The organism is Paenibacillus sp. G34, from assembly GCF_056856875.1.
The window spans coordinates 4369512-4392874 of the sequence record NZ_CM166469.1 but is presented as its reverse complement, the minus strand read 5'-3'; the positions used below and the strand labels follow the sequence as shown (position 1 = coordinate 4392874).

Here is a 23363-nt window from a genome sequence, read left to right as displayed (position 1 = left end):
AGCGGATTCATTAGCGTCAGTTCTGATGCTCTATTTTACAAAAAACATATTGCAAACGGAGGAATTTAATCTATGGATCCAATGATTACGATTTTGCTCATCGCGGTGCTAGCTATTATCGTCCTGAGCGTATTTTTCAGCTTTTTCCCGGTTATGCTCTGGATCTCGGCTATTGCATCCGGCGTGCGTGTAGGTATCATTACACTCGTGGCGATGAGATTGAGACGTGTAACACCAAGCCGAATCGTTAACCCGTTGATCAAAGCAACAAAAGCGGGCCTTGGCTTGAATATTAATCAACTGGAAAGTCACTTCCTTGCTGGTGGTAACGTTGACCGTGTTGTTAATGCGCTTATTGCTGCTCAACGTGCAAACATTCCACTCGAATTCGAACGTGCTGCGGCTATTGACCTTGCAGGTCGTGACGTATTGCAAGCCGTGCAAATGAGTGTAAACCCGCGTGTTATTGAAACGCCTATCGTATCCGCGGTTGCCAAAGATGGTATCGAAGTTAAAGTTAGAGCACGAGTTACGGTTCGTGCCAACATTGATCGCCTCGTCGGTGGTGCTGGTGAAGAAACAATTATTGCCCGTGTCGGCGAAGGGATTGTAAGTACGAACGGTTCTTCGAACTCTCACAAAGATGTCTTGGAAAATCCAGATTTGATCTCTCGAACTGTATTATCTAAAGGTTTGGATGCAGGTACTGCGTTTGAGATCCTGTCTATCGATATCGCGGACGTAGATGTTGGTAAAAACATTGGTGCCTTCTTGCAAACCGAGCAGGCTGAAGCAGATAAACGTATTGCACAGGCAAAAGCGGAAGAGCGCCGTGCGATGGCCGTAGCTCAAGAGCAAGAGATGAAAGCGCGCGTTGTTGAGATGAGAGCGCGAGTCGTTGAGTCCGAGTCCCAAGTCCCACTGGCCATGTCAGAAGCGCTTCGTAGCGGAAAAATTGGCGTGATGGATTATATGAACCTGAAAAACATTGAAGCGGATACTCAGATGCGTAATACTTTGGGAAAACCTGCTGAAGGTTCGAATTCCAGCGATCAAGGTGATTCCAAAAACGGAAGATAGGCGGTGAGTGCATATGAGCCTATTCGAATGGATATTTAACAATCTGTATGTAGTAGCGGTTATTGCTTTTGCCCTCTTTTCGGTTCTTGGAAAGCTCGGGAAGTCTGCAAACCCGAATCAGAAGCGTCCTGGTAACGGGATGCCGACATTTGGTAATGGCGAGGATGCGAATCGTCGCTCAGGAAATGACTCTCCGCAGCAGTCATCGAGGACGGATGAGCAACGTTACGATCAGCAGCGTAATGAGCGTTATGACGACGAGCGCTATGATGATGAACGTTACGACGAACGTTATGATCAGCCTTACTCAGAGCCAGAGACTGTAGCATCTTCTCGTTCAGGAGATGATTTCAGACGTGAGCAATCTCTGGGTAACATGCAAAGTTCGGTCGATGAGCAGATGAGATTGATGGAAGAACAGCAACGCATGATACAAGATAGACTGAATCGTATTTCTTCAGCAAGTTCTCCATCGGTGTCGAATTCTAGCTTTGAAGATACGGATTCAACGAATTCAGGGCCTTCCCGTCTTCGTCCGGAAGATATCCGAACAGGGGTACTCTGGGCAGAAGTGCTTGGTTCGCCACGTTCGAAGCAGCCTTTTGGTACAAGAGGCAAGCTGTAGACGGCGGTAATTCATTCAAATATTGAACACGGAACGAAGCCTTTTCTGGTGTGCATACTGCCTCCAGAGAAGGCTTTTTTCGTATGCCTGTATTTTTAGCAAAATATGTACGTAACCGCTCACCAATTCTTCATAATTTCCTGAATTTGCGCATAAGTTGAACTGTAGAGGAAGGGGGAAGACCTTCGAATGACCCGGATCAGCCGCAAGCTGCGCAGATGGACTAGTGAGGTGCTGGATCTGCCGCAGGATGTGCTTTATGATATGCCACGGTTAACCCTGATCGGCAGTAAGCAATTGTATATAGAGAATCATCGCGGTGTGATCCACTTCACGCCGGATCGCATCGTACTGGCTCTGTCACAAGGCCAATTGGAGATCAAAGGCAGCGCTCTGGTGATACGTAACATTTTGCCGGATGAAGTAGCTATAGAAGGTACGATTCTGGATATTCATATGAATGGAGTGGAGGGAGACGGATGAAGCAGCCCAGTCTGTACAAATTGCGGGGAGCATTGCGGATCAAGGTAACAGGCGGAGATATAGAGACATTAATCAATACGATAACCGAGCAACGGCTTAGTGTATGGGATCTACGTGCGCAGGATGGACGCGAGGCGGAGATGAGCATTTTGCTTCCGCATTTTTTCAGGCTGCGGCCCATAGTAAAAAGGACAGGCTGCAGAGTGAAGATCATGCACCGCAGCGGTTTTCCTTTTTTTCTGGCGCGTTTATTCCGCAGAAAGTTTTTTGTGGGGGGCATGCTATTTTTTGTAGCAGCACTATTTGCGCTATCGTCCATGATTTGGGACGTGGAAGTTAAGGGGAACGTAACGATTCCGACTGACGAGGTACTGGCTGCGGCCAAAAAGGAAGGTCTTTATCCTTTTCAATGGAGTTTTCGAATGAAAAGTCAGGACAAGCTTTCCAGACATCTGGCGCTCGCGCTGCCAGATGTGACCTGGATTGGCGTAACCAAAGAGGGAACAAGGGTTACGATTCAGGTTGTCGAATCGGCGCAACCTAAGCGTGAACCGTTGCTGAGCCCAAGACATCTGATCAGTAAATCGGATGCGGTTATCACCCATATTTATGCCGAACAGGGACGGCCCGTGGTACAGAAGGACATGCGTGTTAAGAAAGGACAAGTGTTGATTTCAGGCATTCTCGGTGATGAGGAAAATACCAAAACGATTGTTGCCAAAGGAGAAGTCCGGGGAATGGTATGGCGAGAATACAATATACAGGTTCCTCTCATTCAGAAACACCAAACGATGACGGGAGAGAGCAAAGAGCGTTTTTACGTGGTGCTTGGGGATTGGGCAATTCAACTATGGGGATATGGGAATACACCCTATAGTTCATATGATACGGAAACTTACCATAAACCTCTGACCTGGCGTTCATTCACCTTGCCTATGGGATGGATGACAGAGAAGGATATGGAAACGAATTTCCATCAAGAAGAGCAGAGTGTAGCGTGGGCCAAAACGAAAGGGTTGGAAGGGGCGCGAAATGATATTTTAGCCAAAAACGGTAAAGGCACGAAAATTTTAAGTGAAAAAATTTTGCATGAGAAGAAAGAGAATGGTAAAGTTTATATGAAAGTATTATTTGAAGTGGAAGAAAGCATCGCGGAAGAACTTCCGTTAGTCCATAGTCAAGGAGAATGAGGATATTTGTCAGATCAAACACGCAGCATACAAATCTCGCTCCAAAGTGCGGGAGAGGGGCAATCTCTCTTTGGCCCCCAAGATATTTTTCTGAAACTGATTGAATCCGAAATTCCTGCCCAGATCGCTTCACGCGAAGCAGAGATTAATATCTTTGGTACTGTGCAGCAGGTGGAATCACTTGAACAACTATTTGATGTTTTATTGCAGTTGATACGCAATGGATATGTTTTAACCGAAAGAGATGTCATGTATGCGATAGAGCTTGCCAAAGATATGCGTGCAGATCAGCTTCTCGATCTGTTCAAAGGCGAAATTACGACCACATACCGTGGTAAACCGATTCGTGTGAAAACGATTGGACAGAAACATTACGTAACTACGATTAAAAAGAGGGATATTGTTTTCGGAATTGGACCTGCCGGAACGGGTAAAACCTATTTGGCTGTAGTGTTGGCTGTTGCCGCAATCAAAGAAGGCAGTGTCAAACGGATCGTGCTTACACGACCTGCAGTTGAAGCAGGAGAAAGTCTGGGTTTTCTGCCGGGTGACTTGCAGGAGAAGGTAGACCCTTACCTGAGACCACTGTATGACGCTCTGTATGACGTTATGGGGCAGGAACAAACGGCGAAGGCACTTGAACGCGGATTAATTGAAATCGCTCCCTTGGCCTATATGCGTGGGCGTACGTTGGATGATTCTTTTATCATCCTGGATGAGGCTCAGAACACAACACCTGAACAGATGAAAATGTTTTTGACTCGTCTTGGTTTTGGCTCCAAAATGGTCATTACCGGAGATGTGACGCAGATTGATTTACCACGTGGCAAAAAATCAGGACTTGTAGAAGCGAGTGCGATCCTGAGTGAAGTTCAGGAGATTGGGTTTGTACATTTTGCTGAACAGGATGTTGTACGTCACTCCCTTGTCCAGAAAATCATTGTGGCTTACAACCACGCCGCAGAAAATCAAGCATAGAAAGGGATTGTCTAAAGTGACCTCGAAAGAAATGTCAAAAGGCAAATCTTTTCATAATAGAGCGACAGGATGGAAGTATAGCGTGTGGGCACGCTATCTTCTCTTTTTGTTTTTAGTGATCCTCTTTTACGTGAGTCTTTCTTCCAAACTCTTACCTGAACGGTATGACATTCAGGAAGGAACACGAAGTGAAGTGGATATTGCTGCGCCTATGCAGATCCCGAATAACAAGGCAACACTTAAGGCACAAGAAGAAGCAGCCGAGCGTGTACAGCCGATCTATCAGATCGTGCAGATGCGTAACGAAAATTTGATGACAACGCTGCTGGATCGCATTGACCGTTTAAATCAGGATGATCAGATCTCAAGTCAGGACAAAATTGATATTTATCGCGATGAGATTCCGCAGCGTCAGAAAGACTTTGTATCTAATTATATCAATAACAATCGGAAAACCGGTACATACTCCGATACGTTGCTGGAAGAGATTCGAAACGTTGTGCAGGAACAAAGCTACCGCATTCCTGAAGAAACGTACATCAAAATCTCGCGTCTGACTTCGGATGATATTCAAGAGATGAAGCCTGTTGCGCGTGATATTGTAGCAAGACTGATGACGGATCAGGTCAGTGAGGCCACAACAGCCCGTGCAAAAGTGGCGGAGATGGTCAGCGCAAGCTCACTTAGTAAACGTACACAGCGTGAAGTTGTACAGGAGCTTACGCGACTGGTGGTAACGGCTAACCGTTTCTATGATGAAGAGGGTACCAAAGAAGCGAAAGTCCAAGCGCGTGAGAACACACCGACGGTGTTTATCAAGCAAGGAGATACACTGGTTTCTAAAGGGGAGATCATAACCCCGGAAATGTATGCGCTGCTTAATGAGAATGATTTGCTGAAAAATGAAGTCAACTACTGGCCGCAGCTGGGATTACTTTTGTTCTCCTGTATGCTGTCAGCTGCGATTTTAATGTTTATTCAGCAAGGCAGTGGAACACATTTCAAATATAATAATGCCCAGCTGCTTATGCTTGTTATCATCTTTATTATTTCAATTGTTGTAATGCATGTGACAGCCTTGATTCAGACCAATGAGCGTCCATTTATCGGTTTTTTAGCACCGGTGGCTGTTGGAGCGATGTTGATCGCGTTGCTACTGGATACATCGCTTGCATTTGTATGCTCGATTCTTATCGGCATACTGTCCAGTATTATTTTGAATACACACCAGGGTCAGCTTTTTGACTTTGAACTTGGCTTCTTTGCCGTTGTTGTTTCGTTTGTGGCGATTTTTGCAACGCACCGAGCAAGTCAGCGATCAACCATCTTAAAAGGAGCTATCATGGTCTGTCTGTTCGGATCTCTAGCTGTCTTTACACTGGCTTTAATTGACACAGGCGATTGGAACAGAACAACAACGCTGTATGGCATTGGATACGCCTTTGCAGGCGGGGTACTGACAGCTATTCTGGTTATCGGGCTAATGCCGTTTTTTGAAACGTCGTTTGGCATTCTATCCGCGCTTAAACTGGTTGAGCTTTCGAATCCAAATCATCCATTGCTCCGCAAGCTGCTTACAGAGACACCGGGTACGTATCATCATAGCGTTATGGTTGGTAATCTGTCTGAAGCGGCGGCTGAGGCTATAGGGGCTAATGGGTTGTTATGTCGCGTGGGGTCGTATTATCATGATATCGGGAAAACCAAGCGGCCTGTCTATTTTATTGAGAACCAAAACAACATGGAGAATCCGCATGATTCCATCGATCCGAAGCTAAGCAAGTCAATTATCGTTGCGCATGCACGGGATGGCGTTGAGATGCAGAAGGACTACAAGTTGCCGAAGCCGATTCGGGATATTGCTGAGCAGCATCATGGTACAACGTTCCTTCACTACTTCTACCACAAGGCGCTCCGTCAGGCAGAAGAAGCGGGAATCGAACCCGATTTCACAGAAGAGGATTTCCGTTATCCGGGGCCGAAGGCACAGTCTAAGGAGTCTGCGATTGTAGGCATTGCTGATAGTGTGGAGGCAGCGGTTCGCTCACTACGCAAGCCGACTGTGGAGCAGGTAGAGTCGATGATAGAAAAAATCATCAAAGGCCGTCTGGATGATCATCAGTTCAACGATTGTGACCTTACGATGCGTGAACTGGATATCGTCGCCAAAACATTAAAGGAAACGGTTATGGGCATTTTCCACTCCAGAATTGAGTATCCGGAAGAGATCAAGAAACAAAAGCCGACGTCGCCAGAAGCTGGCTGACTTATATTATGAGTAGACAGGAGTTATGAAAGAATGAGTCTTAACCTTGCATGGAATAATGAACAAGAGGATAAAGAAATTACAGAGCCAATGATCGTAATGCTGGAGCAGTTGCTGGCTCTTGCTGGCGAAGCAGAGGGGATTACCGACGGAGAAGTTGCTCTGACGTTTGTAAATGATGAGCAGATTCACGAGCTAAATCGCGATTATCGTGGCATCGACCGTCCTACGGACGTGTTGTCCTTTGCAATGAATGAAACCGTAGACGAAGAGCTAGATATCATCTACGAGCTTGATGAGGATGAGGAAATGGAAGAGATGCCGGATGTGCTCGGTGACATTATCATTTCTGTTCCACGGACGATCGTGCAAAGTGAGGAATATGGACATTCATTCGAGCGTGAGCTTGGCTTCCTGTTTGTTCATGGCTTCCTGCATCTGCTTGGTTATGACCACCAGGATGAGGCTAGTGAGGCGGAGATGATGGGGAAACAGGAAGCTGTTCTCGCCCAGGCTGGGTTGACACGATAATGAAAAGGCGCTCCTGGGGTCTGGTATTCCTTAATGCTATGGAAGGAATTGCATACGGCTTGCGTACGCAACGGAATGTTAGAGTTCACACGGGAGTTGCCGTTTTGATGTGTGTAGCCGGATTTTTTTTCCACATTTCGAGAACGGACTGGATGTTTGTACTGACAGCTGTCTTCATGGTTCTGGTCACGGAACTGATGAATACAGCCGTAGAAGCCGCTGTTGATTTGGCCCAGCCCGATATTCATCCGCTCGCAAAAGCGGCAAAAGACACCGCGGCTGGGGCAGTTTTGCTGGCTGCGGTGTTCGCCGTCATCATAGGATGTATTGTTTTCCTTAAACCAGTTTTTGCTTGGCTAAAACTACTATTGGTATAACAACAATTAAAAGGTTATTCTGTCATCGGAGTGACTCAGTGCAATCAACTGGTTTAAGGTTTTCATTGCAAACCATCAATGAAGTTGTGCTTCTGCTTTTAAGTTAATTTTCCTGAGATTACACAAGAACGGAGAGGACAGAAAAAACCTGTAGAAGCGAAGCGCTCGCCTTTATCATCGGATTTTCACTTTGTAAAAAAGTGATTCGAAAAAATCCGAGGATAACAGCGATCGAAAGGTTATTCTGTCATCGGAGTGTCCAGTGTAATCCAACGGTTTTCATGTTTTAAATGCACACTACCAATTAAAGTGTGCTTCTGCTTTTAAGTTGATTTCCCAGAGATTACACAATAACGGAGAGGACAGAAAAAACCTGTAGAAGCGAAGCGCTCGCCTTTATCATCGGATTTTCACTTTGGAAAAGTGATTCGAAAAAATCCGAGGATAACAGCGATCGAAAGGTTATTCTGTCATCGGAGTGACTGAGTGTAATCAAACGGTTTTAATCAACTTAACTCAAAGAGCACACCTTTATACACACCCTAAGGGAGAGAAATATTAATGGATAATGGCTTATTGATGCAGGAAGCAATAAAGGCACGTACAAAAGCGTACACGCCATATTCCCATTTTGGGGTAGGCGCAGCATTGCTGGATAGCGAAGGACATGTGCATCATGGATGTAATATTGAAAATGCGGCGTACACACCGGGTAACTGTGCTGAGCGTACCGCGATGTTCAGTGCGATTGCCGGAGGGCACAAGCCGCGCAGTTTCAAGGCGATGGCCATCGTTGGTGATACCGAAGGGCCAATTGCTCCATGTGGCGTATGTCGCCAAGTAATGTTTGAACTGTGTGAGCCGGATATGAAAGTCATTTTGGGTAATTTGAAAGGCGACTTGTTAGAAACGACAGTTGCTGAATTGCTGCCATGGGCATTTGGTCCCTCAGATCTAAACTCTGCTAAAAAATAAATTTCAGGCCTAGGCGCCTGAGGAGGAACATATGAAAAAACAAGCATTTAAATCCGGATTCGTTGCAATCATCGGACGTCCTAACGTAGGTAAGTCTACTCTGATGAATCAGGTGATTGGTCAGAAAATTGCAATTATGTCGGACAAGCCACAGACAACGCGTAACAAAATTCACGGGGTGTACACATCCGAAGAACAACAAATTGTTTTCCTGGACACGCCGGGAATTCACAAACGTCAATCCAAGCTTGGGGATTACATGAATGAAACCGCCTTGAATACACTTGGTGAGGTTGAAGCTGCTTTGTTTCTAATCGATGCCTCGGAAGGTATGGGAGGCGGAGATCGATACATTGCCGAACAATTGAAAAATGTGCGTACACCCGTTATTTTGGTTATGAATAAAATCGACAAAATTGCCCCGGAAGCGTTGCTTCCGCTGATTGAGGAATATCGTAAACTGCATGATTTTGCAGAAATCGTGCCTGTCTCTGCTATGCTCGGTAGCAATGTTAGCACGTTGCTGGAGCAGATCGGTAAGTATTTGCCGGAAGGTCCGCAGTACTACCCGGACGATCAAGTAACGGATCACCCTGAGCAGTTTGTCTGCGCCGAGCTGATTCGTGAGAAAATTTTGCAAATGACCCGCGAAGAGGTTCCACACTCCATCGCCGTGACGATTGAAGATATGAAAGTTCAGGATAACGGCGTTGTTTATATATCTGCGGTCATCTTTGTAGAACGTGATTCACAAAAGGGAATCATTATCGGTAAGCAAGGGGCGTTACTCAAAGAAGTAGGTAAGCGTGCTCGTCAAGATATTCAAAACCTGCTCGGCTCCAGAATTTTTATGGATCTATGGGTTAAAGTGAAAAAAGACTGGAGAAATCAGGATCGTGTTCTACGTGACCTCGGTTTCGGCCGCGAGTAGTCGTTACGACGCAGTGTGATATCGGGGCAAATGTTTATCCATTAATTGCAACACATAGTTTTCCTTGCAGGACTCCATCCTATCGGGTAGAACCAGACGTCATTTCCGAAGAGAGAGGATGAATTTCCGATGCGGGATTTTTCATGGAAGGTATTTGCAATGACAGGGGACGTTGAATCCTATTTGTTATATACCGAGACGTGTAACTCGTCAGGACAGGAGTCAGACACTGCAAGGGAAGTGAGTGAAGATGAAGAAGCTACAGAATAAAGGGCTGATTCAGGAATGGTTAGGTGACGAGGCATGTTATATAGGGTGGAGGGCATTGTCATCCGCAGCATGGACTACGGTGAGGGAAATAAAATTGTAACGCTTTGTACCGAAAGTGGTGGAAAAGCAGGTGTACTCGTTCGAGGTGCCAAAAAGCCCAAAAGTCGGCATGCTGCACTGGTACAGCCCTTTACTTACGGTCAATATGTTTATTTTCGCAACACAGGTCTGGGTACATTGAATGCTGGAGAAATTATTGAATCCAATCATGAGCTCAGGGAAGATTTGGTAAAGGCTGCCTATGCTTCTTATGCATGTGAACTGCTCGATCGAGTGCTTCAGGATGAAGAGACTGGGGCGTTCTGGTTCAAGCAATTAAAAGCTTGTTTGAAGGCTTTGAAAGAAGATAAAGATCCTTTAGTCATTATAAGTCTGTATGAGATGAAAATATTACAGGCAGCTGGTTACGGACCACAACTGGATGAGTGTATTTCATGCAACCAGGAGCGGCCCGATGAGCAGTTATTTATTAGTCCCAGACTCGGCGGTGTCTTATGCAGGGCATGTAAACATTTTGACCCGCCAGCGATGTCCGTTAGTCCAAAAACTTTAAAGTTGCTGCGCTTGTTTGTACAGCTGGATCTGCAGCGCTTGGGAAATATATCTGTAAGTGAATCTACCCGTACCGAGATTAAAAAAGTAATGCGTGCTTTCATGGATCACCAGTTAGGTCTTCATCTCAAGTCCCGTTCTTTCCTGGATCAGATGGAAAAGTACGGGATTTGAACTGTGGTCACACTTGAAAATAGTTATTGACTTCATACTTCATTTTGTATATTATGAAGTATAAATTCTCTTTTTGGAGACATGCATTGAACGAGAAAGTAGGAAACTGGATTCAGAATATGATTGATATACGTACGAGCTTATGAATAGCTGGTGCATCAATGATAAGCGAGTCAGGGATGGTGAGAGCCTGATTGAATCGGTTTGTGAACAAGGCACTCGGGAGCATGAATGGACACGGAAAAGTGGGCCGGATCAGACAAGGATTTGTTTGACTCAGGCCAAGTAGGGTGGAACCGCGGGAATAGCTCTCGTCCCTACGTCTGTACATCAGGCGTAGTAGGGCGAGGGCTATTTATTATTGGCTGTACTCCTCCTATGCTTGCTAACAAACTACCCGAAAAGGAGCATGATTATGAATTTTCAGCAGATGATCTTGACGCTGCAACAATTCTGGGCCGAGCATAACTGTATTATTGTTCAGCCATATGACACGGAAAAAGGGGCAGGTACGATGAACCCGATGACCTTTTTACGTTCACTTGGACCAGAACCTTGGAAAGTAGCTTATGTTGAGCCTTCCCGCCGTCCATCCGATGGACGATATGGTGAGAACCCTAACCGGTTGTATCAGCATCATCAGTTCCAGGTCATTATCAAGCCTTCTCCGGATAATATTCAGGAAATCTACCTGGAAAGTTTGAAGCGTCTGGGTATTGATCCGCTTAAGCACGATATCCGGTTTGTTGAAGATAACTGGGAGAACCCTTCGCTTGGCTGCGCAGGTCTTGGCTGGGAAGTTTGGCTTGACGGAATGGAGATCACGCAATTTACGTATTTCCAGCAGGTCGGCGGCATTGAAACCAATCCGGTGGCTGTGGAGATCACGTATGGTATGGAGCGTCTTGCTTCTTACATACAGGAAAAAGAAAATGTATTTGATCTTGAATGGGTTGAAGGCATTGCCTATGGAGATGTATTCCGTCAGCCTGAATATGAACATTCCAAATACACGTTTGAAATCTCCGACGTGAAAATGCTATTTACCCTTTTTAATATGTACGAAGAAGAAGCAAATAAAGCGATGGCACAGCATCTGGTGTTCCCGGCTTATGACTATGTGCTGAAATGTTCCCATACGTTCAACTTGCTGGATGCACGTGGTGCGATTAGTGTAACTGAGCGCACAGGATACATTACCCGTGTCCGTAACCTAGCTCGTCAAGTGGCAGCAACATATGTGGAAGAGCGCGAGAAGCTGGGCTTCCCGCTGATCAAGAAAGGGGGAGCCGAGAATGTCTAAGGATCTGTTGTTTGAAATTGGTCTGGAAGAAGTGCCTGCACGTTTTATGCGCGCAGCTATCGCACAGCTTCAGGAACGCATCGTGAAATGGCTTGATTCATCCCGTATTGCCTATGGTGAAGTGCAAGCTTACGCGACACCACGCCGTCTTGCCATTCTGATTCAGAACGTAGCGGAGAAGCAGGAAGATGTGGAAGAAGAGGTAAAAGGGCCTTCCCGCAAAATAGCGCTGGATGACAGCGGTAACTGGAGCAAAGCAGCACTCGGATTTGCACGCAGTCAAGGCGTAGAACCTGATCAATTTACTTTCAAGGAACTGAACGGTGTCGAATACATTTATGCAACGAAAAGTAGCAAAGGTGTAGAGACAGCATCCGTTATTGGCGAAGGGTTGTTATCCGTACTACACGCAATGACTTTTCCGAAATTTATGCGCTGGGCATCCTATGATTTCAAATTTGTTCGTCCGATTCGCTGGATTGTTGCATTGTTTGGCACTGAAGTCATTGATCTTGAAGTCACGGGTATAAAATCAGGTAACGTGACACGTGGGCATCGTTTCCTAGGCAATGAAGCTGTGGTATCTGAGCCTTCAGCTTACGTGGAAGTGCTTCGTGCTCAGCATGTCATTGCAGATATCTCTGAACGTGAGCAGATGATTGTATCCCAGATTGAAGCACTTGCTGCCGATAAAAATTGGAATATTGCGATTAAGGAAGATTTGCTCGAAGAAGTATTGTTCCTTGTCGAAACACCAACGGTGTTGTTCGGCACCTTTGATTCCTCATTTCTGAATATTCCACAGGAAGTGCTGATTACGTCGATGCGCGAGCATCAGCGTTACTTCCCTGTATTGAATCAGGAAGGCCAGTTGCTGCCGTACTTTGTTACAGTTCGCAATGGCGGCAGCGATTCACTCGATGTTATCGCTAAGGGTAACGAGAAGGTGTTGCGTGCTCGTCTGTCTGATGCGAAGTTTTTCTACGAGGAAGATCAGAAGCTGGAGATTAAGGATTCACTGTCCAAGCTCGAAAGCATCGTTTTCCAAGAAGAACTAGGCACGGTGGGAGATAAAGTTCGCCGCATCCGTAAAATTGCTGACAGCCTGGCTTCGAAGTTGCAAGTATCTGGCGATGTGGCTGAATCGGTTAGCAGATCTGCAGACATCTGCAAGTTTGATCTGGTTACGTTGATGGTTGGTGAGTTTCCTGAATTGCAAGGTGTCATGGGAGAAGATTACGCTCGTAAAGCTGCTGAAAAAGAAGAAGTTGCTAAAGCTGTATTCGAGCATTACCAACCTCGTTTCGCTGGCGATCAATCTCCTGCATCTCTTGTGGGTGCAATCGTTAGTGCGGCAGATAAAATCGACACGATTGTAGGCTGCTTCTCCATTAATATCATTCCTACAGGCTCTCAGGACCCTTATGCACTTCGACGTCAGGCAGCGGGTATTGTTCAAATTTTGCTCGATCATCAGCTTCCGCTAACCTTGTCCGATGTATTCGGTGCAGCATTAGAAGTTCACGCGCAGATGAATCTATTGAAACGTTCAGATGCAGAGGTGCGTAAAGATTTGCAGGACTTCTTTGCACTACGTGTGAAAAAATTGCTTTCCGAATCCGTGCGCTATGACGTTGTTGATGCAGTGATTGCTTCCGGATTTGATGATATCAGCGCGATCGTTCCAAAAGGTGAGGCGTTGATGAAAGCTGTACTGGAAGCGGAAGAATTCAAAACAACGCTGGAATCGTTCAACCGTGTTGGAAACCTAGCAGCTAAAGCATCGAATGCTTCGGTACACCCTGAACTGTTTATGGAAGACGGCGAGCGTCAGTTGTTTGATGCCTGGAATCAAACGAACGAAACTTATCGTGATGCATTGTCTAAGCATAATGCTTCCGAAGCTTTAGCTATTGCTTCAGCATGGAAGGGTGCCATCACGGTGTTCTTTGACTCCGTTATGGTCATGGCGGAAGATGAAGCGGTGCGTGCGAATCGACTGGCTCTCCTTGCTGCCATAGATCAAGATTTAAAAGGTTTTGCTGATTTCTCCAAATTAGTTGGATAATCTTACTGTATTTGAATGATTATCTTTGTACAATTCGGCAGAATATAAGTTCAGTATTAAAGAATGATATATGAGGGTATAAATATACGGAACGGGTTGTTTCAGTGTTTGAGCAGCCGCTCCGTATTTTAGACTCTGTTTTTCTCCACGGACGACAGAAGGATTTTCGTTGATCGGGGTCGTATATTACAATAAGCAGATATTTTATGAAACCGGGTGGTCTGGGTTTGAATGAAATGAATATACGTCGCATCGTTGTGGATGGAGATGCTTGCCCGGTTAAGACAGAGATTGCCAATACTGCACGCCTCTTTCAGGTTCCTGTATTACTTGTCTCTTCCTTTGATCATTTGCTGCAAGGGGGAGAGGGTGTGCGAACCGTACAAGTGGATCGTAGTGATCAGAGCGCAGATTTATACATTGCGAATCATATCAAACCGTATGATGTGGTCATTACGCAGGATTATGGACTTGCGGCGCTTGCACTTGGCAAACGTTGTTATGTTCTATCGTTTAGAGGTCGAGAATTTAACGATCGAGATATTGATTTTATGCTTGATTCCCGTCATACAGCGGCTAAAGCTCGGCGCCGAGGGCATTATGGAAAAGGTCCAAAGCCCTTCACAGAGCAGGATCGAGAAATTTTTCAACATAAACTGACAAAACTTTTGAAAGATTTGCAGGAGAATGTGTAAGTTTATCGAATTATATTTACGTGTTAGAAGAGATGAAGGTGGCCGAGATGAGTACCGGACAAGGCGGTATACCCGAAAATATTATTGAATCGGTATTGCAACAACATGATATCGTCGATACGGTAAGCCGATTTGTACATCTGACCAAGCAGGGGAAGTATATGAAAGGCCTCTGCCCTTTTCATTCCGAGAAGACGCCTTCGTTCACCGTTACACCTGAGAAACAGATTTTCTATTGCTACGGTTGCGGCACGGGCGGAAATGCCATCAAATTTAGGATGGAAATCGAAGGGTTATCCTTTCCCGAGGCTGTCAAAACGATGGCAGAAGAAAGTCATATCTCCATGGGTGACTGGCAAGGGCGTGAATCTGCTCATGTAAATCCGGAGACGGCTCGTCTACTGGAAGCTTACGAGCTCACCGCGAAGCTGTATCATTTTTTGTTGAAAAATACAGAGCATGGCAAGGTGGCCATGGAATATTTACGCTCACGCGGTATTGGTGACAAATTAATTGATCAGTTTCAGATTGGTTATGCGCCTAACCGTTGGGACACGCTCGTACAATTTCTGGAGAAGCGCACTTATCCACTTGAAGAGATGGAGCGAGGCGGGCTTCTGTCAGAGCGAAGTGAAGGTCACGGATATGTAGACAAGTTCAGAGACCGAATCATGTTCCCGATCCACGGCAGGAGCGGCAAGCCAATTGCATTTGCAGGGCGGATATTAGGAGACGGACAGCCGAAATACTTGAACTCGCCGGAAACCCGGTTGTTTAATAAAGGCCGAGTTCTCTACAATCTGCACCAGGCTAAAAATGCAATACGCAAACAGAGGCAAGTCATTTTGTTTGAAGGCTATGGTGATGTGATCTCTGCCTGGGAACAGGACGTTCAGAATGGCGTTGCTGCCATGGGAACGGCGCTTACGGAGAATCAGGCTCTAATGATCAAGGGCATGTGTGATGAGGTTATCCTCTGTTATGATGGCGACCGGGCCGGACAGGCTGCTGCAATGAAGAACTTCCCTATATTGGAGGAGGCCGGATTGCAGGTTAAGGTGGCGCTTATTCCTGAGGGACTTGATCCAGACGATTTTATCCGAAAGCACGGCGGTGAACGATTCCGTAATCAGATTGTAGATGGTGCCGTAACAACTACAAAATTTAAGCTTATAAACCTCAAAAAAAACCATATACTGCTAGAAGGTGGCGGACAAATCGCCTATTCCAAGGAAGCGGTGAAGTTAATTGCTCCCCTGTCTTCACCAACAGAGCGCGAAGTATATCTTCGTGAACTAGCGGCAGAAGTCGATGTATCCTTTGAAACATTGAAGCAAGAATGTAACGAGGAACGGGAAGCGATGAAAAATAACGAGGATTATGGGGATAATAACCCGAAAAGGTGGAATAATGGTAGGCAACAAAATAGGCAGGTGCCTACACCAAATCTGTTGCCGGCTTACCATGCTGCTGAGCGCAAGCTGATCGCCTGGATGTTACAGGATGATGAAGCGGCTCAGTACGTTAATGAACATCTTGGCGAAGCTTTTAACTTGGATGATCATGCAGCTATTGCTGCTTATCTATATGCCTATTATGCGCAGGGCAAACCGCCGGATACAAGTCGTTTTATGTCTTCGTTGCATGATGATCGTCTGGAGAAGACAGTCAGTTCAATCTCGATGATGGATGGTCCAGGTGAATGGAGTGTTCAAGTGCTCGATGATTGCATCAGGGAAGTGTTAAAGTATCCGCGTAAAAAACAGTACGATCTGAAAAAAGAAGAAATGATTGCTGCAGAGCGGGCAGGTGATTCTGTACGCGCGGCACAAATTGCACTTGAGATGATTGCCCTAGAAAGACAGTGAACGTCTGGATTAGTTGGATGTTTCTAGGGAGGAGGGAGTCGAGTTATGGCGAATGATCAGCATACTGAACTAGAAACAGAATTAACACTGGATCAGGTTAAGGATCAATTGATTGAATCAGGTAAGAAAAGAGCCTCACTGAACTACAAGGAAATTATTGAGAAACTCTCACCGTTTGAGCAGGATGCAGAGCAGATGGATGAGTTTTACGAACAGCTTAGCGACCTTGGTATCGATGTTGTTAATGAAAATGATGAAGAGGTCACTCTTCGTCCTAGCGAGGATTCCGAAAACAATGGTCGAGAGGGAGACGATGAGTTTCACTTTGATGATGATCTAAGCTTGCCTCCTGGTATCAAAATTAATGACCCAGTACGGATGTACCTGAAGGAGATCGGGCGTGTACCTTTGTTGTCTGCTGATGACGAAGTACAACTCGCAAAACGGATCGAAAACGGGGATGAAGAAGCGAAGCGCCGTTTGGCTGAAGCCAACCTTCGTCTCGTTGTAAGTATTGCCAAGCGTTATGTAGGACGCGGCATGCTGTTCCTTGATCTGATTCAGGAAGGTAACATGGGTCTGATTAAAGCAGTAGAGAAGTTTGACCATAAAAAGGGTTACAAGTTCAGTACGTATGCGACATGGTGGATTCGTCAGGCCATTACACGTGCAATTGCCGACCAGGCACGTACTATTCGTATTCCAGTTCACATGGTGGAGACGATTAATAAGCTGATTCGGGTATCCCGTCAGCTGCTGCAGGAACTTGGACGCGAACCAACTCCTGAAGAAATCGCTGCGGAGATGGATCTAAGTGTAGAAAAAGTACGTGAGATTACAAAGATTGCACAGGAACCGGTTTCCCTCGAAACACCAATTGGTGAAGAGGACGATTCCCATCTGGGTGATTTCATCGAGGATCAGGAAGCGCTGGCTCCAGCAGATGCTGCTGCCTACGAGCTCTTGAAAGAACAGCTTGAAGATGTTCTGGACACTTTGACTGAGCGTGAAGAAAATGTTCTGCGTCTGCGCTTTGGTCTGGATGATGGACGTACGAGAACGCTCGAAGAAGTAGGTAAAGTGTTTGGCGTTACGCGTGAGCGTATTCGTCAAATCGAAGCTAAGGCTCTTCGTAAATTGCGTCACCCGAGTCGCAGTAAACGACTCAAGGATTTCCTCGAATAATTGAACTATGGGAGACTTTCTGCGAGACGCTTTTGGCGGCGGCGGGGTCTCCTTTAGTTTTAATTTGAACGGTTGGATTTCTTTCTTTTGGAAATTCATCCTTGAAATGTTTGATTGGATTTCATTTTATCGCTTTTCTTCACTCAATGCAAATCAATAAATTAAATGAATGGTGTAGGTGCTCCATGAAACTTTCGAATCGATTACAACGAATACATGATCAAATTCCTGAAGGAAGCCGGATGGCAGATATCGGCTCAGACCATGCTTTGCTGCCTGTCGCTGCAATTCGCAGTGGTAGAGCCGTTAGTGCAATAGCTGGAGAAGTAAACCCGGGCCCATATGATGCTGCTTGCAAACAAGTCAGTGACGCCGGATTGAAAGAACAAATTACGGTACGCCGTGGAGACGGACTCGACGTCATTACTGCCGGTGAAGTCGAGGTTATCACTATTGCAGGCATGGGTGGCGCACTTATCGCTTCCATTCTGGATCGAGGAATTTCCAAACTGGAAGGTGTGCAGTTGTTAATTTTGCAGCCCAATGTAGGCGAAGATATTTTGAGACGCTGGCTTCTTGAGCATCATTGGGTTGTCGTAGCCGAGCAGCTTCTTGAAGAAGATGGGAAGATTTATGAAATTATTACCGCGATGCCACAGGCCAGCAGTCCAATCGCCAATGAAGAGGTGTACCGCGCTCGTCCCTTGCAAGGTGATGTGGAGTTGACTGAAGACCTGCTGCTACGTATGGGGCCGTACTTGGTGGACCGTGCAACAGATGTATTTTTTGCCAAATGGGAAAGTGAGATTGTCAAATTACAAGGTGTAGTGCAGTCCATCTCCAAGTCCGATCAAGACTCATCCAGAGACAAAGCAGCAGAGATGGAACAGCTTATCACCAGCTTGAAGGAGGTATTGGCATGTTTGCCAAAGGTCAAACCGTAATTCAAATGATGGAGCGACTTGCTCCAAAATACCTGGCTGTACCTGACGATCGAATTGGTCTGCAGCTGGGAAGTTTGCAAAAGGAGATTACCCACGTTCTTGTGGCGCTGGATGTCACAGATGAGGTTGTGAATGAAGCGATTCGGATCGGTGCAAATTTGATTATTGCCCATCATGCTATTATTTTCCGTCCTGTTAAATCACTGAGTACCGATACACCTATGGGTAAATTGTATGAGAAGCTGATCAAGCATGATATTGCAGTTTACATCAGTCACACCAATCTTGACGTGGCGGAGGGTGGTATCAATGACTGGATGGCTGAAGCACTCGGTATAGACAGCAGGGAGTCCCTTGAGGATGTGCATACAGACCATCTGTACAAGCTGGCTGTATTTGTCCCTAGAACACATCATGAGCAAGTACTGCAGGCCATTCTAGAGGCTGGTGCAGGAAGTATCGGTCAGTATAACAAATGCAGTTTCAACACCGAAGGAACAGGCACATTTGTACCTGGTGATGGAACACAACCTTTTATTGGGTCACAGGGACAGATGGAGCGTGTAGAAGAGATACGGATTGAAACGATCGTACCTCAAAGTTTGCGGAGCAAGGTTATTCAGGCCATGTTAAAGGCTCATCCGTATGAAGAAGTGGCCTATGACCTTTATGCAATGGATATAAAAGGGCGCACACTTGGCCTGGGACGTCTTGGTCCTCTTCGGGAGTCTAAAACCCTTGGCGAACTGGTAGAGGTCGTTAAAGCTCAATTGAACGTGCCTCATGTGCGCGTAGTTGGTGATCTGGGCAAAAAAATCAAAAAAGCAGCTGTACTCGGTGGATCAGGCAGTCGTTATGTACTTACTGCACGTTTCAAGGGGGCGGACGTCATTGTAACGGGTGATATTGACTATCACACGGCACATGACGCGCTGATGGCAGGGATGTGCATCATTGATCCAGGTCACAACACAGAGAAGATGATGAAACCTAAAACAGCGGATTGGCTGCGTGCCCAGCTTGCAGATCAGCGATACGAGACAAAGGTGACTGCATCGGACGTGGATACTGAGGTATTCCGCTTCTTGTAAAAGAGGGGATGCAACTGATTTCCATTAATATTTAGCTTGTATGGTAAAGCAAATGCCTGTATACTATGTAATGTTGTTCGGAAAGCTTGACAGACAATCGCTGGTGGCCTTGTTGCCACGAGAGGAAAGTCCGGGCTCCACAGGGCAGGATGCTGGATAACGTCCAGTCAGCGCGAGTTGAAGGATAGTGCCACAGAAATGGACCGCCGATGGCCGGGTTTACCGGCACAGGCAAGGATGGAACCGAGGTGTAAGAGACCCCGAGGAACGCTGGTGACTTCGTTCCTGGTAAACCCCATCTGGAGCAAGACCTAATGGGACACAGTCACCTCTTTGGAGGAGACAGCCTTAGCCCGAGGTGTGTCTAGGTTGGTCGCTTGAGCTGTGCAGCAATGTACGGCCTAGATAGATGATTGTCGCTTCTGGTGGGAGGGTAGTTCCCGTCTGAACCACGAAGAGCACAGAACCCGGCTTACGGTAAGCTTTCCTAACTGCAACAACATGATTTAAGGGTATCAGAGATTTCATGTGTGATGTCGGCAACGCACATCACATGATGAACTTCCCAATTATACATTCAAATTAAATGATCCTGTTTACGACAGGACTGGTATATAAGTAAGGCGGCAGATTCGATTTATCGAATTTGTCGCCTTATTTTTGTTCGTAATGAGAACAGAAACACACACGCATAAAGAAAAACCGCTTATCCCTCGAATGGAACAAACGGCCAACTGTTGTGGTAATCAACTATAGATCATTACAGTTTCATATCTCCTAATTAATTACATCGTAACGACATGGTCTGATTGATTGGAAGCATGCCAGCGCTGGAGTGCACGATCCATTCGCTCAACAGCTTCAGGAAGTAGTTCCGGGTCGGTATGGGTGAAGTTAATACGCATCCGATTGAGCTCCGGTGTGCCCGCATAGAATGAATCGCCTGGTACAATACATACTTTTTCCTGAATGCCATAAGTGAATAAATTGCTGGCGAGCATGCCCTCAGGCAATTGTAGCCACAGGAACATGCCACCTTGTGGTGAATTCCATGTGATGCCGTCCCAATCTTTGGATGCCATGAGTGTGGTCAGCTTTTGCATGCGCTGCTCATAGTCCTGAGAGATCTGACGAATATGAGCATCCAGATCAAAGGTTTCAAGCAAGGCGTGCAGCGCCCGCTGGTCGATGCTGCTGGAGTGCAAATCTGCCCCTTGTTTTGCCCGAGCTGCGATTTTGACAATATCAGGAGAGGCCAGAATCCAGCCTGTACGAAGACCTGGCGCTACCGTTTTGGAAAAGGTGCTGGTGTAAATCACGTTCGAAGGTCCTTCATAGGAAGCAGCATCCAGTGCAGCAAGTGCAGGAACGTCTAGCTGTTCCGGGTTAAAGCGGATTTCACCATAAGGGTCGTCTTCCAGAATAAGCACATTATATTTACGACATAAATCCACGGCTTGTTGTCTTCTTTCCCGTGACCATACTTTGCCTGTCGGATTAGAGAATGTAGGGTTAATGTAAACGAGTTTAGGGCGATGCAGTTGAAGCTGCTCCTCAAGCGATTCAGGCAACATGCCGTGATCATCACAGGCTACGCCATGTGAGACGCCTTGATAGGATTGGATGACCTGCAAGGCTGCGAGGTAAGTGGGTGATTCAACGAGCACGCGATCACCAGGGTCCACGAGGATACGGCAGATCAGGTCAATGGATTGCTGTGATCCTGTAGTTAAAAGCATATGGTCAGGAGAAGCCGGCAGTCCTTTCGATTCCAGACGCTCGGCAATTTTGACACGAAGAGGACGGTAGCCTTCCGTTTCTGCATATTGAAGAGCGGCTGATCCGCTCATAAATACTTTTTCATAAGCGAGGCGAATAGCCTCCAGCGGGAATGAAGTCTGTGCTGGCAATCCACCAGCAAGTGAGATCATTCCAGGTGCCTGAGCAGCCTGTAACATGTCGCGAACGACAGAGGACGGGGTGTTTTGTGCCATTTTGGACCAAGGTGTACTCATATTATTCTCATCTCCTGTTATTCACTGTTATACTGATATTATAAACTATATTAGACGTAACGCACTATAACAGTAAAACAACGATCATAACAGTTGGGGGCGATAAGTAGACATGCATATTGAGCTTAAACGAGGGAGCAGTACCAAATTATATATGCAAATTGCCCTGACACTCGCGGATCGCATCCGCTCAGGATTGATTGAACCGGGCACCAGATTGCCGTCAGTTCGCAAGATGACTGCTGATTTAGGTGTTAGTTTGGTTACTGTGACCAAGGCCTACGCTGAACTTGAAGCAATTCAACTCGTTCGTTGCTCTCAGGGGAAGGGGTGCTACGTAGCCGGAGTTGAGTCTTCTGCACAAATCAATCGCACGGAGCATGGAGATTTTGGCCACAAAATAAGCAACAGTGACTCGGGCGCATTGCTGAACTGGCAGATGACCCTGGTTGATTACTTGCCCAGAGCGCAACTGTGGAGGCATTTTGACGCATCCCCGCAAGTCCGCTATGAACTGCATATGTCAGCAATCCAGCCTGAGTTGTTACCTACGCGTGATATTATTGACAGTGCTTATCACCTATCATCTGATCATGCCGAGCGAATGGCGGCCTATGGATCATTTCAGGGAGATTGGGAACTCAGACAGACGTTTGCAACACATTTTGCTGCGCGCGGACTTCAAGTCACGCCCGAAAGAATGTTAATCACGAGCGGTGCGCAACAGGGGATCGATCTGGTAGCTCGTACATTTATCGGTCCTGGTGATGTTGTGTATATGGAAGCACCCACGTATACAGGGGCAATTGACGTGTTTACGAGCCGGGGGGCCAAAATCATTACTGTTCCTATGGATAACGAAGGTATGCGTATCGATCTGCTGACTCGCTTGTGTGACACGTATCCGCCGAAGCTGATTTATACGATCCCTACCTATCACAATCCAACAGGGGTAACGATGAGTGCCCGAAGACGGGCTCAGTTGCTTAACATTGCACAAAGTTATCACTGTCTTATTCTGGAGGATGACCCGTTTGCAGATTTATACTTCCGTGACCCACCTCCTTCTTCCATCAAATCTATGGATAGTGCAGGGCATGTCGTATACATTAAAAGTTTCAGCAAAGTGCTGTCTCCAGGTTGCCGCGTAGCTTGCGCTATAGCGGACGGGAGTGTACTCACCCGGCTTGTAGCCGCCAAATCAACGGCCGATCTGGGGAGTCCCCTATTAACGCAGAAGGCATTGCAGGCTTACATCCATAATCAGTACGATACTTATGTATATCAGCTCAGAGAAGAGCTATACTCGCGCTTGTGTGCTGCTTCAGAAGTGCTGGAGAAGCATGCGACAAGGGATATGCAGTGGCGTCTTCCCGAGGGGGGACTTAATTTATGGCTGGAGTTCCAGGGGAGCATGGATATACATGAGTTGCATCGGCAATCTCTCGCTGCGGGCGTCTCATTTCTGCCTGGTTCTGCCTGCTATGTTGCTGAGAGCGACACATCCAGTTTACGGATATGCTTCACTGTGACAAGCGTGGAAGCTCTGACGGAAGGGCTTCGTATATTGTGTACTGTCATCGAGAGTGTCTCCTCGCAACAAGCCGGGGCAACGGCGGACAGGCTACCGCTCATTTAATTTTTAGGAACATGGACATCCATCCATACCACATCGTCTTCCTTGCAATAGGTTATAGTATCA

Annotated in this window: 21 protein-coding genes and 1 other RNA gene; 21 read left to right on the top strand and 1 reads right to left on the bottom strand. The window is 46.4% G+C overall.

Annotation, left to right across the window (positions count from 1 at the left end; translation table 11 throughout):
- Positions 1–72 precede the first annotated feature (72 nt).
- The 20 genes from floA to rnpB all read left to right on the top strand — a co-directional run bounded on the left by floA (position 73) and on the right by rnpB (position 20136).
- Complete coding sequence (gene floA / locus AC1VYS_RS20095) at positions 73–1080, top strand: flotillin-like protein FloA (protein ID WP_123062573.1); 1008 nt, start codon at positions 73–75, stop codon at positions 1078–1080.
- A 13-nt stretch (positions 1081–1093) separates the two neighbouring features.
- The gene (locus AC1VYS_RS20090) at positions 1094–1705 is read left to right on the top strand and encodes a hypothetical protein (protein WP_482911161.1); all 612 of its coding nucleotides are present in this window, start codon (positions 1094–1096) and stop codon (positions 1703–1705) included.
- A 189-nt stretch (positions 1706–1894) separates the two neighbouring features.
- Complete coding sequence (gene yqfC, locus AC1VYS_RS20085; RefSeq protein WP_441929409.1) at positions 1895–2188, top strand: sporulation protein YqfC; 294 nt, start codon at positions 1895–1897, stop codon at positions 2186–2188.
- The gene (gene yqfD, locus AC1VYS_RS20080; protein ID WP_482911160.1) at positions 2185–3378 is read left to right on the top strand and encodes a sporulation protein YqfD; all 1194 of its coding nucleotides are present in this window, start codon (positions 2185–2187) and stop codon (positions 3376–3378) included. The genes yqfC and yqfD overlap by 4 nt, the downstream gene beginning before the upstream one ends.
- Positions 3379–3384: 6 nt before the next feature.
- A complete protein-coding gene (locus AC1VYS_RS20075) occupies positions 3385–4356 on the top strand; it encodes a PhoH family protein (RefSeq protein WP_441929411.1) in 972 nt (323 codons plus the stop codon).
- A gap of 16 nt (positions 4357–4372) precedes the next feature.
- Positions 4373–6622: an HD family phosphohydrolase gene (locus tag AC1VYS_RS20070; RefSeq protein WP_482915072.1), complete on the top strand. Its 2250-nt coding sequence runs from the start codon at positions 4373–4375 to the stop codon at positions 6620–6622.
- A 33-nt stretch (positions 6623–6655) separates the two neighbouring features.
- Positions 6656–7153, top strand: a complete 498-nt coding sequence (gene ybeY, locus AC1VYS_RS20065; protein WP_482911159.1) for an rRNA maturation RNase YbeY — start codon at positions 6656–6658, stop codon at positions 7151–7153.
- Positions 7153–7530, top strand: a complete 378-nt coding sequence (locus tag AC1VYS_RS20060; protein ID WP_482911158.1) for a diacylglycerol kinase family protein — start codon at positions 7153–7155, stop codon at positions 7528–7530. The genes ybeY and AC1VYS_RS20060 overlap by 1 nt, the downstream gene beginning before the upstream one ends.
- Before the next feature lie 561 nt (positions 7531–8091).
- On the top strand, positions 8092–8505 hold the full coding sequence (locus AC1VYS_RS20055) for a cytidine deaminase (protein WP_441929415.1): 414 nt from the start codon (positions 8092–8094) through the stop codon (positions 8503–8505).
- A 31-nt stretch (positions 8506–8536) separates the two neighbouring features.
- Positions 8537–9436, top strand: coding sequence for a GTPase Era (era, locus tag AC1VYS_RS20050; RefSeq protein WP_482911157.1), 900 nt, complete (start codon positions 8537–8539; stop codon positions 9434–9436).
- A gap of 129 nt (positions 9437–9565) precedes the next feature.
- Positions 9566–9706 carry a YqzL family protein gene (locus AC1VYS_RS20045; protein ID WP_434750099.1) on the top strand — a complete coding sequence of 47 codons (141 nt, stop codon included), beginning with the start codon at positions 9566–9568 and terminating at the stop codon, positions 9704–9706.
- Positions 9707–9739: 33 nt separating this feature from the next.
- Positions 9740–10492 (top strand): DNA repair protein RecO, encoded by a 753-nt coding sequence (gene recO, locus AC1VYS_RS20040; RefSeq protein ID WP_482911156.1) that lies wholly within the window; start codon positions 9740–9742, stop codon positions 10490–10492.
- A 415-nt stretch (positions 10493–10907) separates the two neighbouring features.
- Positions 10908–11795: a glycine--tRNA ligase subunit alpha gene (gene glyQ, locus AC1VYS_RS20035; protein ID WP_110897982.1), complete on the top strand. Its 888-nt coding sequence runs from the start codon at positions 10908–10910 to the stop codon at positions 11793–11795.
- Positions 11788–13863 carry a glycine--tRNA ligase subunit beta gene (gene glyS / locus AC1VYS_RS20030; RefSeq protein ID WP_482911155.1) on the top strand — a complete coding sequence of 692 codons (2076 nt, stop codon included), beginning with the start codon at positions 11788–11790 and terminating at the stop codon, positions 13861–13863. Before glyQ ends, glyS begins: the two co-directional genes overlap by 8 nt.
- Before the next feature lie 236 nt (positions 13864–14099).
- A complete protein-coding gene (locus AC1VYS_RS20025) occupies positions 14100–14558 on the top strand; it encodes a YaiI/YqxD family protein (RefSeq protein WP_482911154.1) in 459 nt (152 codons plus the stop codon).
- Positions 14559–14605: 47 nt separating this feature from the next.
- Complete coding sequence (gene dnaG, locus AC1VYS_RS20020) at positions 14606–16426, top strand: DNA primase (protein ID WP_482911153.1); 1821 nt, start codon at positions 14606–14608, stop codon at positions 16424–16426.
- Positions 16427–16471: 45 nt separating this feature from the next.
- Positions 16472–17611, top strand: coding sequence for an RNA polymerase sigma factor RpoD (gene rpoD / locus AC1VYS_RS20015; protein ID WP_154888049.1), 1140 nt, complete (start codon positions 16472–16474; stop codon positions 17609–17611).
- Between the two features lie 185 nt (positions 17612–17796).
- Positions 17797–18555, top strand: coding sequence for a tRNA (adenine(22)-N(1))-methyltransferase (locus AC1VYS_RS20010; protein WP_482911152.1), 759 nt, complete (start codon positions 17797–17799; stop codon positions 18553–18555).
- Positions 18531–19646, top strand: coding sequence for a Nif3-like dinuclear metal center hexameric protein (locus tag AC1VYS_RS20005; protein ID WP_482911151.1), 1116 nt, complete (start codon positions 18531–18533; stop codon positions 19644–19646). The genes AC1VYS_RS20010 and AC1VYS_RS20005 overlap by 25 nt, the downstream gene beginning before the upstream one ends.
- An 81-nt stretch (positions 19647–19727) precedes the next feature.
- An RNA gene (gene rnpB / locus AC1VYS_RS20000) (RNase P RNA component class A) lies at positions 19728–20136 on the top strand.
- Positions 20137–20431: 295 nt separating this feature from the next.
- Here the strand turns inward: rnpB and AC1VYS_RS19995 are convergent.
- Positions 20432–21661, bottom strand: coding sequence for an aminotransferase-like domain-containing protein (locus AC1VYS_RS19995; protein WP_482911150.1), 1230 nt, complete (start codon positions 21659–21661; stop codon positions 20432–20434).
- Positions 21662–21773: 112 nt separating this feature from the next.
- Here AC1VYS_RS19995 and pdxR point away from each other — a divergent pair, with 112 nt between their 5' ends.
- On the top strand, positions 21774–23300 hold the full coding sequence (gene pdxR, locus AC1VYS_RS19990; protein ID WP_482911149.1) for a MocR-like pyridoxine biosynthesis transcription factor PdxR: 1527 nt from the start codon (positions 21774–21776) through the stop codon (positions 23298–23300).
- The last annotated feature ends 63 nt before the right edge of the window (positions 23301–23363 follow it).